Genomic DNA, 14,816 nt, shown 5'->3' with positions numbered 1-14,816 from the left:
CCTAGGACGGGAGCGAGGAACTGGGTGGGCGCAGGTGAGGTGCCGGGTGGACGAGAGTGAGGCGACGGCCGAGGCAGACCGATAACCGCCTTCCCGGCGAGGCGTTCTGCCGACCGCATGGGACGGTGAGGATGAGGCCGATGCCTTCGCCCTCTCCCCGCCATCCCGCGGCGCAGCTTGCACACGTCGGCAGCGAATACTGCGGTCACACTCGCTCCCGCTGAGCCAGCCCGCATCTCCTAAGCCGGCCGTGACTAAGAAGGTCCCCTCCTGCGCCGGCCGTGCGTCTCCTGTGCAGGTCGCGCGTCTCCTGCGCCGCCGTGGGTCTCCTGTGCCGGTCCTGCATGTCCACAAGCAAGGCACCGCCTTCGCCCACGAAGCGCAGGCGGCGCCTGATCACCCGATCGCCAGTGCCTCGCCGTTCGGGTCGTCGGCGAAGCCCGGAACCCAGCGGATCACCTCGTCACGGAAGCGCGCCGTGGTGCCGAGCTGGCAGAGGACCCCGACACCGGCCGCATGGACCCGATGGATGAGCACGTACGACGGCGGCAGGTTGAGCTGGCGAACCACGTTCGTCGGGCGGAGGTCGGTGACACTGGCCGCCTGGGCCTGCAGCCACTCCCGGCTGAAGGTGAACTCCTCCACGGCCGTCGGCTCCACGTACGGCGCCAGGAAAGCGCGCAGGGCGTCGGGGTCGATGTCGATGTCCTGACGGATGAAACCCTCGTCACGGAGGCCCGTCATCACGGTGTCCATGTCGCCCTGGTTGAAGATGCGCGTGAGCTGCCCGAAGACCTTCGGATAGCCGTCGGGCAGACGGTTGACCGCGCCGAAGTCGAGGACGCCGAGCTTGCCGTTGGCCAGCACGCGGAAGTTGCCCGGATGGGGATCGGCGTGCAGCATGCCGACCCGGGCAGGCGAGCTGAACAGGAACCGGACGAACAGCAGCCCCGCGTGATCACGCTCCTTCTTGCTGCCCTCGTTGATCACCCGCGACAGGGGAGTGCCGTCCATCCACTCGCTGACCAGCACCATCTCGTTGGCCGCCACCACATCAGGGACGTGGAAGTCGGGATCGCCGTTGAACTCCAGCGCGAAGGCATGCTGTGCCTCGGCCTCGCGAAGGTAGTCGAGCTCCTCGGCGATCCGCTCGCGCAGCTCGGCCAGCAGCGCCTTCATGTCGAGGCCGGGCAGTAGCGCCCCGAACATCTTTCCCAGCCGGGCCAGCTGGGTGAAGTCGCCGAGCAGCGCCTTGCCCGCCCCCGGGTACTGGATCTTGACGGCCACCTCGCGCCCGTCGTTCCAGACGGCCTTGTGCACCTGGCCGATCGAGGCGGCGGCCGTGGGCCGGTCGTCGAACGAGAGGAAGTGTTTGCGCCAATCGTCCCCCAGCTGCTCGGCGAGCACTTTGTGGACGGTGGCGACCGGCAATGGAGGGGCGGCGTCCTGGAGCTTCGTCAAGGTCGCCCGGTAGGGGCCGACGATCTCCGGCGGAAGCGCCGCCTCGAAGATCGACAGTGCCTGGCCGAGCTTCATCGCCCCGCCCTTGAGCTCGCCGAGCACCTTGAAGATCTGCTCGGCGGTGCGCTGCTGAACCTCCTGGGCCACGATTTCTGCTGATTTGCCGCCGATGCGCTTACCGAGGCCGAGGGCGGCCCGCCCGGCGAACCCGAGCGGAAGGGTGGCCAACTTGGCTGAGCGGGTGACTGCCCGGCGCGGAAGATCGCTCACACTCATGCGCGGAACCTCGCCCGAGATGCCGCTTCCCCCCTTCGTGGTCGTCCCCTGAGCACGTCAGTCGCTGGTAGGTGACATGTCCATTGTTAGCGAATAAGGATTGTTTCGCATACAACGACATTGCGGATGACCGCTCCACGACCGTCTTTTCCAGCACCAATCAGGCATTACGTCCATTGTGCCGTTCGTCACAGAGGACGCCCGGCCTTCGAGATGAGCAAGCGCCTGGCCGGTCGCCGCCGCCGCGACGAGCGTGGCGAGCGTCGTGTCGCAGGCGATCTCGCCGGGTGGATAGCCGCCCAGCCTGGCAGTGACGATCGGCCAGGCGGGATCGTGGTCGCGGCGCGTCAGGTCGAGACAGTGCAGGCACGTCGTCTCACCGGGAAACACCAGCGGCCCGACGGATCCGTGCCCCTCGAAGGCCGACACCAGCAGATGCGGGATGCCGAAGTCGGCCAGCTCGTTGACCAGCACCCCGTCCAGAGGCCCCACGGGCGCGAGGATGGCGAGGTCGGGACGCGCCGTGCCGTCCCCCAGATGCGGAGCTCCGGCCAGGACGTTGGATGACGGAACGGCGTCCAGACTCACCTCCCCAGGAGTGGATGGCACAGCACGAGAGACCCGCGCAGCGGCGGCGCCGGACGGCGTGACACCCGCCCGCCTGGGGCGTGCGGTCGTGCCGCCGCTCGGCGCGATGCCCGCCCGCCTGGATTGTGCGGTCGTGCCGCCGGACGGCGATGGCGCCCCGCGTGCGGGCCGGCCTGTGGCGTCACCGGCGGGTATGACGTTCCGGCCTGTGGGGTGAGGGGTTGAGATGCGATCGCGCGGAGGCGGAACGGCCGGCGCGTTCTTCGGCGGGGGAGCAAGCACCCGCCGGGCGACCGCCGCCGCGCCCTCCTCCCGGGACAGCCCCACCTCGGCCCACGTCAGCCCGCCCGGCGTGATGTCTCCAGGCCGGACCGGCCCGGGATCGATCACCCGGATGTCGCCGACCCCGCCGGCCGCGAGCAGGGCGACGATCTGCGCCCCCACGCGCCCGGCCCCGTAGACCCTGACCTTCGCCTCTCGCCGACGCCGAAGCAGCTCGATGCCGCCCTCCGGGCTGTTGGAGGCCAGGTCGAGCGCGTCGAGGTCGGGTTTCAGCCGATCCCTCTCGGCGAGGGAGAGCTCCCGCAGCGGCGCCGGGAACGGGCCGGCGTCGTGCAGGGCGCCCCGTGTGGCGAGGTAGTCGAGCAGAGCCTGGGCGCATTGCTCGTCGAGGCCGGCCGCCGCCGCGTCGCGCATCACCCGGCGCAGGTCGCGGGTGCCGTCGAGCCCCTCGATCCACTGACGCACCGATCTCGTCAGGCCGGTCAGCGTGATGGCCCGGAGGGGATGCACGCCGTACTGCAGGGTGTGCTCGTCGCGGAGGATTCGCCGGAGGGCCGGCTTCACACGTGGCCTCATGGCCGGAAGGTTCGCACGTCCGACCAAGATCCCGAGCCGCTTCCGCGCCGCCTGTGGACAACCTCCGACCGCGATGCCCACCCTGTGGATAACGTCCTACCGCGGAGTACACCCGCGAAGGGCCGGCGATCACATCCGCACCTGAGGCAAGCCGGGACCGCCGCGGCTGGCCACGAACACATCCGCACCTGAGACGTACCGGGGACCACTGCGGCTGGCCAGAAACCACATCCGCACCTGAGGCAGGCCGGGGACCGCCGCGGCTGGCGAGGAACCACATCCGCATCCGCGCCCCGCGGAGCGTTACGCTTCGCCGCATGAGCGAGATCTTGGTCGACCGCACAGACGACGGAGTAGTCGTCCTCACCCTCAACCGCCCGGAACTGCGCAACGCCATGACCGACACCATGACGGCCGAATGGCGCGAAACCATGACCACCCTGGCCGCCGACCGCGACCTGCGCTGCGTCGTCGTCACCGGAGCGGGCAGCGCGTTCTCCTCGGGCGGCGACCTGTCATGGATCGGCGAGCGGGGCGCCGAGGCGGTGCCGCCGCTGCGCGACCGCATGCTCGCCTTCTACCGCACCTGGCTGATGATCGCCGACCTGGAGGTGCCCACCGTCGCCGCGGTCAACGGCCCCGCCGTCGGCGCGGGCCTGTGCGTGGCCCTGGCCTGCGACCTCGTCTACGCCGCCGACGACGCCAAACTCCTGGCCCCTTTCACCCGGCTCGGGCTGCACCCGGGCATGGCCGCCACCTACCTGCTGCCCAGAAGAGCCGGTACGGCACTGGCCCGGGAGATGCTCCTGACCGGCCGTCTCCTTACGGGTACGGAAGCGGCAGATAAAGGCTTGGTAAATCAATCTTTCCCGAAGAATGACCTTCTCTCCGAGGTTTCGGTCATCGCCAAGAAGATCGCAGAGATGGCTCCAGTCGCCACCCGCCTCACAAAGGTCGCGCTGAACCAAGACCATCAAGACCTGGAAGCCGCTCTGAGGTGGGAATCCTTGGCCCAGCCCGTCACCATGGCATCATCCGACCTGCTGGAGGGCCTGGCGGCGCATCGGGAAAGGCGCATGCCCAAATTCACCGGCTCTTAATCATCTGACCAGCGAAAACAACGTCCACCCTCTGTGGAATTTCGCCAGTCTCGGCTAACGTGCTTATGTGCCCCCCGAGACAGTCGAGGTCCGTCGCAGTTCTCGTCGCCGGCGTACGGTCTCCGCCTACCGCGACGGCGACAAGACGATCGTGCTCCTGCCCGCCTGGCTGAGCGGCGAAGACGCGGATGAATGGGTGAGCCGGATGCTCGACCGGCTGGCCGCCAAGGAAGAACGACGAAGGCCGACCGACGAGGCCCTGCTCGAACGGGCGAGGGAGCTGTCGGTGAAATACCTCGACGGCCGGCCCGACCCCGTGAGCGTTCGATGGGTCGACAACCAGCAGCATCGCTGGGGCTCCTGCACCCCGGAGAACGGCACCATAAGGATCTCGACCCGGCTCAAGGGCCTGCCCGAGTGGGTCATCAACTACGTCATCATCCACGAGCTCGCGCACCTGATCGTGCCGAGCCATGGCCCGGGGTTCTGGGCGCTGGTAGAACAGTATCCGAAGGCGGAGCGGGCGCGCGGGTTCCTCGAAGGATTCTCCGCGGCGGCCCACACGGCACCGGAGGAGTGTTGACGCGCATCGTCGCCGTCCTGGTACGCGGCCGCATGGCCGAAGCGGCGCCCCCCGGCGTCGATCCACGGCAGTTCCTGGCGGCCGTGGCCGAGGACACCTACGAGATGGTCGCCGGCCTGGAGTTCGTCACCCCGGTCCTGATCACGGCCGTCCCCGGCCTCGACGACATCGTCTGGCCCGGCACGGAGATCATCACCATCGACGAGGACGAGCCCCTGCGAGCCGTCCTCGGCCGCCTGTCCGGCGACCAGGCCGCGGTGATCAACGCCGACGCGCCCGACCTGCCCTCGCTGCTGGTCGGCAAGCTGTTCAGGGAACTGGGCCGGGCCGAGATCACGATCTGCCCCGCGGCGGACGGCGGCGCGGTGGCGCTGGCCTGCTCGCTGCCGCTGCCGACCTGGGCCGACCCCGACCTCGACGACCCCGACGTCGTCGCCGTCCTCCGGGAGCAGGCCCCGGGCCCGCGCAGGGTCGCCACCATCTCCGGATGGCACCGCCTGCGCACGTTCGACGACGTCGGACGCCTCGACCCGGGTCTCGAAGGCTGGGACAACACCCGCGCCCTGATCAGCCGCTGACCCGCGTCAGGGAACCGTGAGCTCGGCCAGGACGGCCCGGTGGTCGGTGCCCGGAACGTCGCGCACGCTGACCTCCCTGACGCCCACCCGTTCGTCCACCAGCACGTGGTCGATGGTGATGATCGGCGGCACCCGCTTGTTGGCCGGCCACGTGGGGATCAGCCCCGCGCCGACCTGGTCGGCCGCGTCCTTGTACCCCCGGGCCAGCAGCCTGCGCAGCGAGGCGTGGTCGAGCGAGGCGTTGAAGTCGCCGGCGAGGATCCGCACGGTTTCGCCGCCGGCGGAAGGAAGGCCGGCGAGCGCCTCGTTCCAGTTGACCACGTTGGGACCGAGCGGCGGATAGGGGTGGACGTCGACGAACTCGATCGGCTTCCCGCCCGGCAGCGCCACCATGGCGGCGGGCATCTTGTGCCCCACCGGGGGCACCACGTCGTCGAGCGGCTGAAGCGGGTGCCTGGAGTAGAGGCCGCTTCCGCCGGCGTCCCATTCGTCCTCAAGTACGCGGTGGGGCATGAACTCCTTCAGGCCGGCCGCGTCCATGTCGGCCACGGCTCCGGGGGTCAGCTCCTGCGTACTCAGCACGTCGGGCCGGAACTCGCGCACCAGGTTCACGATCACCTGCGGGTCGGCCTTGCCGAACAACATGTTGATGGTCATGACCTTGAACGGCCTGCCGGTCGTGGCCTCGGCCGTGCCCAGCGCGCGCGGCAGGACGCTGAACCCGAGCGCGGTCGTGGTGAGCAGCGCGACGGCCGTCGCGGCCCGCCTGCGCCCGACCGCGGCGATCAGGAGGGGGACCAGGGACCCGGCCGCCGCGTACGGCGTCGCCGTCATCAGCTGCGTGGGCAGCGAGCCTCGTTCCAGCCCGGCCACCCTGGCCACGGCCCAGGCCGCGAAGGGTGTCACGGCCAGCCAGGTCAGGACGTTGCCGGGCAACTTCCGCGGCTTGCGGGCAGGCGTCACGATCGTGCCGCCAACGGCAGAAGTCTCCACGCGGCCCCCCTTGGAACGATGCGAAGGACTCTAGCCCAGCGAACGCGAGCGCGAGCTGAGCGCGGCGCGTCCGCGTGCGGCCAGCCGGCGCGTGGCCTCGTCGGACAGCTCGGGGATCTCGTCGACGGGGAACCAGCGCAGGTCGAGCGACTCGTCGCTCATGACGGCCTCGGCGCCGGGAGGGGCCACGGCCGCGTACTCGACGTCGAGGTGCCAGCTGCGCGGCGGATGGCACCAGACCTCGTGCTTGTCCACGGCCAGCGGGCCGGGCAGCAGCTCAAGTCCGGAGATTCCCGACTCCTCGGTGGCCTCGCGCAGCGCCACCGCCTCCAGCGTGGCGTCGAAGTCCTCGCAGTGGCCGCCCATGGGCAACCACTGCCCGGCCTTCGGATGCAGCGTGAGCAGCACCCGGGCGCCGTCGTGGCTGAGCACGGCGGTGGTGGCCGTCAGGTGGCCGGGTGCGCACGCGCGCCACATGGCGTCGTCGTACGTCCGCAGATGGCCGAGGAACTCGGCGCGCAGCGCCTCCTCCTCGGGGGTCGGCGCGGTCCAGGAGGACAGCACCGCCACCGCGTCGTCGTGCAGGGTCACCGGCCGCCGTCCTGGTCGCCGTCCTGGTCGCCGTTCTCGTCGCCGGGCTTGGCCTCCAGCTGGGAGATGTCCCAGGCGGCCTCGCCGCGGACGAACGCGTCGGGGTCGTCGAGGTCCTCGGCCGTCGGCATGAGGTCGGGGTGACCCCACAGGGCGTCGCGCCCGTCGACGCCGCGCTCGGTCTCCAGCGCGCGCCACAGCGCCGCGGCCTCGCGCAGCCGCCGGGGCCGCAGCTCCAGCCCGACCAGCGTGCCGAACGTCAGCTCCGCGGGGCCACCGGTCGCCCGGCGCCTGCGTACGGTCTCGGCCAGCGCGACCGCCGAGGGCAGCTTGCCGTCGGCGGCCCGGTCGACCACCGTGGCCACCCACCCCTCGACCAGGGCGAGCATCGTCTCCAGGCGAGCCAGGGCGGCCTTCTGCCGCTCGGTCTCCTCGGGCTTGAGCAGCGCGCCGCCGCTCAGCGCCTCCTGGATCGCCTCGGGATTGTTGATGTCGAGCCCGCGGATCTGCTCCTCCAGCGCGGAGGTGTCCACGGTGATGCCCCTGGCGTATTCCTCGACGGCCCCGAGCAGGTGCGAGCGCAGCCACGGGACGTGCTGGAACAGCCGGTGGTGCGCGGCCTCGCGCAGCGCCAGATAGAGCCGGATCTCGTCGGCGGGGATCTCAAGGCCCTCGCTGAAGGACGCGATGCCGCCGGGCAGCAGCGCCGCGGTGCCGGACAGCGGCAGGCCGATGTCGGTCGTGCCGATGACCTCGCGCGCCAGCGAGCCGAGCGCCTGGCCGATCTGCTGACCGACCATCATGCCGCCCATCTGCTTGAGCATGCCCATCAGCGGCCCGGCCATCTGCTGGGCCTCGGGCGGCAGCCCGGAGCCGCCGAGCGCGCCGCCCATGGTCTCGACCATGCGTTCGGCAACGGGCTCGCAAAGCTTGCGCCAGACCGGGACCGTGTTCTCGATCCACTCGGACCGGCTCCAGGCCTGCGGGTTGGACACGCCGCTCGGCAGCGTCGTCGCCTCGTTCAGCCACAGGTCGGCCAGGCTCAGCGCCTCGACGATCTGGCGGCGCTCGCCTTCCATGACGCTCGGATCGCCCTGGGCGACCACGGCGTGTCGTGCGATGTTCTTGGCCATGTCCCAGTTGACAGGGCCTGAACCCTGGGGCGCCGACAACATGTCGGCGAACTGGCGCATCGCCTGAGCCATTTGCTCAGGGTTGCCGAACATGGCGAACGGGTTCTCGTTAGGGTCGTTTTCGCGACCTGGCAGGTCAGTCACCGCTCTACCTCGTGCAGGATGGAGGAGTCCACATCCGCCACGTTAGTCGTCCTACGGCGGATCAGTGCAAAGTGAGGACCTGGTGCCTACCTCGAAACGCCCGCGTCAACCCGTCGTCGCCGTCACCGGCGCGGCCTCCGGCATCGGCCGCGAGTTGCTGGTGAGACTCGCATCCGCCGCGGATTTCCGCAGAGTGGTGGCCATCGACGAGGAGCGTGGCGACGTTCAGGAAGCCACGTGGAGAGTGATCGACGTACGGGATCCGCTCTTGGCGAACCGGATCTCCGACATCGACGTCCTGGTCCATCTGGCCGGTGACTACGCCGTCGACTCCGACCCGGGGGAGCGGCGCGCGTACAACCTCAGAGCCGCGCAGACGGTGCTCACCGCCTGCGCCGCCGCCCGCGTGCGGCGGGTGATCCTGGTCACCAGCGCCATGGTGTACGGCGCCGCGCCCGACAACGAGGTCCCCCTGCCCGAGGACTCCCCGGTGGCCGCCGAGCCCGACACCGGCGTCGTGGGCGACTACCTGGAGATCGAGTCGCTGGTCCGCAGGTCGCTGCGCAGCCACCCGGGCCTGGACGTCACGGTGCTGCGCCCGGCGGCGGTCGTCGGTCCGGGCGTCGACACGGTCATCACCCGGCACTTCGAGTCGCCGAGGCTGCTCACGGTCAAGGGCTGCAACCCCAACTGGCAGTTCTGCCACATCGACGACCTCATCTCGGCGCTGGAGCTGGCCGCCAAGGGGGCCGTCACGGGCGTGGTGGCCGTGGGCTCCGACGGCTGGCTGGAGCAGGAGCAGGTCGAGGAGCTGTCCGGAATCCGGCGGTTCGAGCTGCCGGCCGGGCTCACGTTCGGCACCGCGCAACGCCTGCACCGGCTCGGCATCACCCCGGCCCCCGCCACCGACCTGCACTATGTCGTCTATCCGTGGGTGGTCGACTGCTCGGCGCTGCGCGAGGCGGGCTGGAAGCCCACGTGGACCAACGAGGCCGCCTTCCGGCAGCTCCTCGAACTCCGCGAGAACAGGACCACCGTGGTCGGCAGGCGGCTGCCGGTCAAGGAGGCCACGCTCACCGCGGCCGGCGCGACGGTGGCCGTCATCGGCACCGCGGCGATCGTCCGGCAGGTCCGCAAAAAGCGTCGCCAGTAGGAACGTGAGGTTAGGCTCTTTCCGTGGACGTCATCCGGTTGCTCGGCATTCGTGACACCCCGTTGTCCGTTGACGAGGTGCTGGCCGCGGTGGGAGACCACGCGGCGGGCGGCACCGCGATCTTCATCGGCACCGTGCGCGAACAGGACCACGGCAAACCCGTGACCCGGCTCTCCTACTCCGCCCATCCCTCGGCGCCCGACGAGCTGCGCCGGGTCGCCGAGAAGGTCGCGGCCGACTTCCCCGTCACCGCGATGGCCGCCGTCCACCGGGTCGGCGACCTGGGGCTCGGCGACACGGCGGTGATCGTCGCCGTGGCCGCGCCACACCGCGACGAGGCGTTCAAGGCCTCGCGCAGGCTCATCGACGACCTCAAGGCCGAAGTCCCCATCTGGAAACACCAGGTGTTCGCCGATGGCGAGACCGAGTGGGTCGGCGCCTGCGAATAAGCTCATCACCATGTCACGACGCGTCCTCACCCTGCTGCTCGCGGGGTTCTTCGTGCTCGCGCTGGGCGTCCTGGGCGCGTTCCGGCCGGTCCCGTACGTCGTGCTGAGCCCCGGCCCCACCGAGAACACCATCGGCGAGATCGACAAGAAGCCGGTGATCTCGATCAGCGGCCGGCAGACCTATCCCACCAGCGGCGCGCTGAGCCTGGTCACGGTGGCCTACCAGGGCGGCCCGGCCGCCCAGATCGACCTGCTGACGGCGTTGCGCGGCTGGCTCGACCCGACCGTCGCGGTGGTCCCGCAGGAGACGATCTTCCCGCCCGGCCGCGACGCGAAGAAGGTCGATGAGGAGAACGCGGTCGAGATGACCAACTCCCAGGACTCCGCCAAGGCCGCCGCGCTCAACGAGCTCAAGATCCACTACGACCGGGTCGTCACGGTGCTGTCCACCGAGAAGGGCAAGCCCGCCGACGGCAAGCTGCAGAAAGGCGACCAGATCAACGCGGTCGACGGCAAACCGGCCACCGACTCGCAGTTCGTCGGCGACACCGTCAAGGCGCACAAGCCGGGCGAGACCGTGACCTTCAACGTGACCAGGGGCGGTCAGAAGCTCGACGTGTCGCTGCAGCCGATCGCCAGCAAGGACGGCAAGCCCCTCGTCGGCGTGCTCATGCAGGAGAAGTTCAAGTTCCCCTTCGACGTCGACATCAACGTCGGCGACGTCGGCGGCCCGAGCGCCGGGCTGATGTTCTCGCTCGGCATACTCGACAAGCTGACCCCCGGCGAGATCACCGGCGGCAAGCGCATCGCCGGCACCGGCACCATCGACACCGAGGGCCAGGTCGGGCCCATCGGCGGCATCGCCCAGAAGATGGTGGGGGCCCGCGACTCCGGCGCGACCGTCTTCCTCACCCCCGCGGACAACTGCGCGGAGGCCATGAAGGCCGTGCCCGACGGCTTGCGGCTGGTCAAGGCCGACACGTTGCACGACGCGGTGCTCGCGCTCGACGCGCTGCGCACCGGAAAGGGCAATGTGCCCGCTTGTGAGGCCGGATGAAACTTCCGGCGAGCGCCGTGCGTTAGCCGTACGGCTGGCGCTGCGGTGTAAGTTGCCAGACACGGACCGTTTCTTCATCACGACGAGGGGTTGGCCTTGAGCTTCCGGACCCCAGGGGCCGGCAGGGCGATGCGCTTGCCACGCCGGCCGCGGCTGCTTCTGCCTGTGGCCATCGCGCTGGTCGCGATCGTGGCCCTGTTTTTTCTCTTTTCTGGGATTTATACCGACTACCTGTGGTTTGACACGACCAACTACACGTCGGTCTTCTCCGGGGTGCTGCTGACCGAGATCGTGCTGTTCCTCGTCGGAGCGGTGCTCATGGTCGGCATCACGGGCGGCAACATGCTGCTGGCCTTCCGCACCCGGCCGATGTTCGGCCCCGCCGTGTTCGGCGGCGGCAGCGGAGCCGACCGCTATCGCATGGCGCTCGACCCCCACCGCAAGCTGATCTTCATCGTCGGCATGGGCCTGCTCGCGCTCTTCTCCGGCTCCTCGTTCGCGGGACAGTGGAAGACGTGGCTGCAGTTCGTGAACGGAGCCTCCTTCGACAAGAAGGACGAGCTGTTCGGCATGGACATCTCGTTCTTCATGTTCGACTACCCGTTCATCAGGATGGTGCTGAACTTCCTGTTCACCGCCGTGATCATCTCGATCATCCTGGCCACGATCACCCATTACCTCTACGGCGGCTTCCGGCTGCAGTCGCCGGGCGTGCACGCCTCCAGGGCCGCGCGGATCCATCTTTCCGTGCTGCTCGGCGTGTTCGTCCTGCTCAAGGCCGTCGCCTACTACATCGACCGGTTCGGTCTGGTCTTCTCCGACCGCGGCTACGTGCACGGCGCGTCCTACACCGACGTCAACGCGGTGCTCCCGGCCAAGAACATCCTCGCGATCATCGCGCTGATCTGCGCCGCGCTGTTCTTCGCCGGCGTCGTGCGCCCCGGCGGCATGCTGCCCGGCGTCTCGTTCGGGCTGCTCGTGCTCTCGGCCATCCTGATCGGCGGCGTCTACCCGGCGCTGGTCGAGCAGTTCCAGGTCAAGCCCAACCAGCAGGGCAAGGAAGCCCTCTACATCGACCGGAACATCCAAGCCACCAGATCAGCCTACGACGTGCAGAACGCCGAAGTGATCGACTACAACGCCCAGGCCGACCCGACCAAGGTCAGCGCCGGCGGCGACGAGTCGGTGACCGGCGTGCGCCTGCTCGACCCGGCGCTGGTGTCGTCCACGTTCGAGCAGACCCAGCGCATCCGCGGCTTCTACGGCTTCCCCGACCAGCTCGACGTCGACCGCTACCCCGGCAAGGACGGCAAGCTGGTCGACCACGTGGTCGGCGTCCGCGAGCTGCTCGGCCCGCCCGCGCCCCAGAACAACTGGATCAACCGCGCGCTGGTCTACACCCACGGCTACGGCTTCGTCGCCGCGCCCGGCAACGAGGTCGACGCGGGCGGCCTGCCCGCCTACGACAGCAAGGACATGCCGGTCACCGGCGACCTCGCGGCCTCGACCGGGCTCAAGGAGTCGCGCGTCTACTTCGGCGAGAACCCCGGCTCCACCGAGTACGTCATCGCCGGCGGCAACCCCAGCAAGCCGCAGGAGCTCGACTACCCGGTCTCCGGCGGCCAGACCGGCCAGCAGAACACCACCTACACCGGCAAGGGCGGCGTGCCGATCGGCTCGGCCCTCAACCGGCTGGTCTACGCCGCCAAGTACGGCGAGATGAACATCCTGCTGTCGGGCGACATCAACGACAACTCCAAGATCCTCTACGTGCGCAACCCGCGGGAGCGGGTGGAGAAGGTCGCGCCGTTCCTGACCCTCGACGGCAACGCCTACCCGGCGATCGTCGACGGCCGGATCACCTGGATCATCGACGGGTACACCACGTCCAACGCGTACCCGTACTCGCAGAGCGAGAGCCTCGGCGACATGACCCGCGACCTGGCCACCGACCGCCGCGTGGTCGCCCAGCAGCCGCAGGACGAGATCAACTACATCCGCAACTCGGTCAAGGCCACGGTCGACGCCTACGACGGCACGGTCACGCTCTACGCCTGGGACGGCAACGACCCGGTGCTCAAGACGTGGTCCAACGCCTTCCCCGGCACGATCAAGCCCGCCTCGCAGATGAGCCCCGACCTCCAGGCGCACATCCGCTACCCGGAAGACCTGTTCAAGGTGCAGCGCTACATGCTGTCGCGCTACCACGTCACCAACGCGGCCGCCTTCTACAGCGCCCAGGACTTCTGGAACATCCCCAGCGACCCCTCGCAGGGCAACCAGTCGGTCAAGCAGCCGCCGTACTACCTGACGGCGACGATGCCCGACGAGTCCGAGCCGTCGTTCTCGCTGACCACGACCTTCGTCCCGAGGGAGGGCCCCAACCTGGCGGCCTTCATGGCCGCGGGCTCCACGGTGGGCAAGGACTACGGCAAGCTGCGCATCCTGCGCATGCCGTCCAACACCACGGTCCCCGGCCCCGGTCAGGCCCAGAACAACTTCCAGAACAAGTTCTCGGGCGAGCTGGGCCCCCTCGGCCTCGGCCAGGCCAACGTCAGGTACGGCAACCTGCTGACCCTGCCCTACGCGAACGGCCTGATCTACATCGAACCGGTCTACGTGCAGACCAAGGCCGGCACCGGTCAGGAGCCGTACCCGATCCTGCGGCGGGTGCTGGTGGCGTTCGGCAACAAGGTCGGCTCGGGTGACACCCTCGACCAGGCGCTGGAGCAGGTCTTCGGCGGCGAGCAGCAACAGCCGAACACCCAGCCCCAGCAGACCACGCCCAACCAGGCGAACACGTCGGCGATGAACACCGCCATCTCCAACGCCCAGAAGGCCTACGAGGACGCCCAGAAGGCCCTCCAGGCCAGCCCCCCGAACTGGGACGAGTACGGCAAGGCGCAGAAGCGGCTGGAGGAGGCGCTGAAGCAGATCGAGAGCGCCAACGCCAAGCCGGCGGCCACTCCGTCGCCCTCGGCCTCGCCCTCCGCCTCCCCGTCGGCGACGCCCTCCGCCTCGCCGCCGGCCACGTCCACACCGACGCCGACACCCTCGGGCACACAGGCGGGAGGCACCACCTAGCCCATTCGGTTTGCGCCCGCACCCCTTCGCCGATAGTCTTGAAAAGCAAGACAGCGACGCGGGGTGGAGCAGTTCGGTAGCTCGCTGGGCTCATAACCCAGAGGTCGCAGGTTCAAATCCTGCCCCCGCTACCAAGATTCGAGGTCCTGGCCGATGGCCAGGGCCTCGTTGCTTTTCAGCGGCATCGCAGGTCCCATCCGGCACCGTCGGTCTTCAGGACCTCGACCACCGCGGACGCGGGATCGCCGTCCTGGAAGTACACCCTGCCGTTGATCCGGTCGTAGTAGCTCGTGAGCTCGGCCTCGGACAGCCTGGTGCGCAGCGAGAACCTGACCAGGAAGTCGCAGTGGTCGCCGTTGCCCTCCTGCACGCCCACCGAGCCCTGGGCGCCGGCGGCGTTGAACGAGGTCTCGGGCGGCAGCGGATGAGCCAGGAGCCGATCCTTCATGTCCGCCAAGCGCAGGTCATCGGCCCATATGGGCACCATGACGAGCAGGGCCAGCGCGACGGGCGACGCCAGGAGGAGGATCCGCCGCCAGTGAAGCCGGCGCCGTGGTGGCAGGGGTTCGAGCAGCATGAGGCCCATGGTCACAGCCGCCGACGCGCCCGGACAAGCCCGGCCGGGTCGGAGGAGTCCAGAAGGGCGGTATAGTTGATAACAACACACCGACGCGGGGTGGAGCAGTTCGGTAGCTCGCTGGGCTCATAACCCAGAGGTCGCAGGTTCAAATCCTGTCCCCGCTACCAATCCGAAGTCCCCGGTCGCCA

13 protein-coding genes and 2 tRNA genes are annotated in these 14,816 nt (G+C 69.4%); 9 read left to right on the top strand and 6 right to left on the bottom strand.

What is annotated here, in order from left to right:
- Positions 1 to 396 precede the first annotated feature (396 nt).
- Both AB0C33_RS31975 and AB0C33_RS31970 read right to left on the bottom strand, forming a co-directional pair.
- The gene (locus AB0C33_RS31975; protein WP_358294605.1) at positions 397 to 1,731 is read right to left on the bottom strand and encodes an AarF/UbiB family protein; all 1,335 of its coding nucleotides are present in this window, start codon (positions 1,729 to 1,731) and stop codon (positions 397 to 399) included.
- A 63-nt stretch (positions 1,732 to 1,794) separates the two neighbouring features.
- On the bottom strand, positions 1,795 to 3,171 hold the full coding sequence (locus AB0C33_RS31970) for a thiamine biosynthesis protein ThiF (RefSeq protein ID WP_358294326.1): 1,377 nt from the start codon (positions 3,169 to 3,171) through the stop codon (positions 1,795 to 1,797).
- A 329-nt stretch (positions 3,172 to 3,500) separates the two neighbouring features.
- On the opposite strand from AB0C33_RS31970, the gene AB0C33_RS31965 reads away from it, so the two are divergent.
- The 3 genes from AB0C33_RS31965 to AB0C33_RS31955 all read left to right on the top strand — a co-directional run bounded on the left by AB0C33_RS31965 (position 3,501) and on the right by AB0C33_RS31955 (position 5,444).
- A complete protein-coding gene (locus AB0C33_RS31965) occupies positions 3,501 to 4,283 on the top strand; it encodes an enoyl-CoA hydratase-related protein (RefSeq protein WP_358294325.1) in 783 nt (260 codons plus the stop codon).
- Between the two features lie 67 nt (positions 4,284 to 4,350).
- Positions 4,351 to 4,866, top strand: coding sequence for a M48 family metallopeptidase (locus AB0C33_RS31960; RefSeq protein WP_352319320.1), 516 nt, complete (start codon positions 4,351 to 4,353; stop codon positions 4,864 to 4,866).
- On the top strand, positions 4,863 to 5,444 hold the full coding sequence (locus AB0C33_RS31955) for a DUF2064 domain-containing protein (protein ID WP_358294324.1): 582 nt from the start codon (positions 4,863 to 4,865) through the stop codon (positions 5,442 to 5,444). The genes AB0C33_RS31960 and AB0C33_RS31955 overlap by 4 nt, the downstream gene beginning before the upstream one ends.
- Positions 5,445 to 5,450: 6 nt before the next feature.
- On the opposite strand, the gene AB0C33_RS31950 is transcribed toward AB0C33_RS31955, so the two are convergent.
- The 3 genes from AB0C33_RS31950 to AB0C33_RS31940 are packed head-to-tail and all read right to left on the bottom strand — an operon-like array spanning position 5,451 to position 8,254.
- Entirely contained in the window at positions 5,451 to 6,437 is a 987-nt protein-coding gene (locus AB0C33_RS31950; RefSeq protein ID WP_358294322.1) for an endonuclease/exonuclease/phosphatase family protein, read from the bottom strand.
- A gap of 30 nt (positions 6,438 to 6,467) precedes the next feature.
- A complete protein-coding gene (locus tag AB0C33_RS31945) occupies positions 6,468 to 7,028 on the bottom strand; it encodes an NUDIX domain-containing protein (protein WP_358294320.1) in 561 nt (186 codons plus the stop codon).
- A complete protein-coding gene (locus tag AB0C33_RS31940; protein WP_358294318.1) occupies positions 7,025 to 8,254 on the bottom strand; it encodes a zinc-dependent metalloprotease in 1,230 nt (409 codons plus the stop codon). The genes AB0C33_RS31945 and AB0C33_RS31940 overlap by 4 nt, the downstream gene beginning before the upstream one ends.
- A 130-nt stretch (positions 8,255 to 8,384) precedes the next feature.
- Here AB0C33_RS31940 and AB0C33_RS31935 point away from each other — a divergent pair, with 130 nt between their 5' ends.
- The 5 genes from AB0C33_RS31935 to AB0C33_RS31915 all read left to right on the top strand — a co-directional run bounded on the left by AB0C33_RS31935 (position 8,385) and on the right by AB0C33_RS31915 (position 14,182).
- A complete protein-coding gene (locus AB0C33_RS31935) occupies positions 8,385 to 9,458 on the top strand; it encodes an NAD-dependent epimerase/dehydratase family protein (RefSeq protein ID WP_358294603.1) in 1,074 nt (357 codons plus the stop codon).
- Positions 9,459 to 9,481: 23 nt separating this feature from the next.
- Entirely contained in the window at positions 9,482 to 9,907 is a 426-nt protein-coding gene (locus tag AB0C33_RS31930) for a molybdenum cofactor biosynthesis protein MoaE (protein ID WP_358294316.1), read from the top strand.
- 10 nt (positions 9,908 to 9,917) lie between these two features.
- On the top strand, positions 9,918 to 10,964 hold the full coding sequence (locus tag AB0C33_RS31925) for a PDZ domain-containing protein (protein ID WP_358294314.1): 1,047 nt from the start codon (positions 9,918 to 9,920) through the stop codon (positions 10,962 to 10,964).
- Positions 10,965 to 11,093: 129 nt separating this feature from the next.
- Complete coding sequence (locus tag AB0C33_RS31920; protein ID WP_358294312.1) at positions 11,094 to 14,048, top strand: UPF0182 family protein; 2,955 nt, start codon at positions 11,094 to 11,096, stop codon at positions 14,046 to 14,048.
- A 57-nt stretch (positions 14,049 to 14,105) separates the two neighbouring features.
- Positions 14,106 to 14,182: transfer RNA gene (locus AB0C33_RS31915), tRNA-Met, on the top strand.
- A 41-nt stretch (positions 14,183 to 14,223) separates the two neighbouring features.
- On the opposite strand, the gene AB0C33_RS31910 is transcribed toward AB0C33_RS31915, so the two are convergent.
- Positions 14,224 to 14,625, bottom strand: coding sequence for a hypothetical protein (locus AB0C33_RS31910; RefSeq protein ID WP_358294310.1), 402 nt, complete (start codon positions 14,623 to 14,625; stop codon positions 14,224 to 14,226).
- A 93-nt stretch (positions 14,626 to 14,718) separates the two neighbouring features.
- On the opposite strand from AB0C33_RS31910, the gene AB0C33_RS31905 reads away from it, so the two are divergent.
- A tRNA-Met gene (locus tag AB0C33_RS31905) sits at positions 14,719 to 14,795 on the top strand.
- Positions 14,796 to 14,816: the final 21 nt, after the last annotated feature.

The organism is Nonomuraea sp. NPDC048881 (genome assembly GCF_040649795.1).
Taxonomy (GTDB): Bacteria; Actinomycetota; Actinomycetes; order Streptosporangiales; family Streptosporangiaceae; genus Nonomuraea.
The sequence above is the reverse complement of the archived record's forward strand: the minus strand, read 5'-3'. Positions and strand labels throughout refer to the sequence as shown.